The sequence below is a fragment of the Lentzea indica genome (assembly GCF_012184385.1).
GTDB classification, from domain to species: domain Bacteria; phylum Actinomycetota; class Actinomycetes; order Mycobacteriales; family Pseudonocardiaceae; genus Lentzea; species Lentzea indica.
This window is the reverse complement of record NZ_VSRL01000620.1, coordinates 1-400: the sequence shown is the minus strand read 5'-3', so window position 1 is coordinate 400 and position 400 is coordinate 1. Positions and strand designations below refer to the sequence as shown.

General features: G+C 69.5%; 1 protein-coding gene. It reads right to left on the bottom strand.

Features of this window, described 5'->3' with window-relative positions:
• The coding region (locus FXN61_RS50005) for an asparagine synthase-related protein (protein ID WP_223165938.1) at nucleotides 1–400 on the bottom strand (400 nt) is incomplete at both ends.

Below are 400 nucleotides of genomic sequence, written 5' to 3'. Positions count from 1 at the left end.
CCCGCCCAGCCAGCGCGTCCGCTCCGGCCACGGTGAACGGCGCGAACCAGCCGCGCATGCGTTCTGCGTACGAGGGTTCGGCGATCGCACGGAGCGCGATGCCCAGCCGTGCCTTGGAAGCGGGCAGAGCTTCTCCAGGCGGCGCAACGCGAATGAAGGCAGTGCACCGGCGAAGCGAGTGGCTTGCGCGAAGCGGTACTTCGGGTAGCCGCCGAAGAGCTCGTCGCTGCCTTCACCGGACAGCACGACCTTCACGTCCCTGCGTGCGAGCTCGGCGAGCCGGAACACGGCCACGTCGGCGGGCTCTGACAGCGGTGCGTCGCGGTGCCAGGACAGCTTCGCCCAGCTGTCGCGGAAGTCGTCGGCCGTCACGATCACGTTGTGGTGCTGACTGCCGACG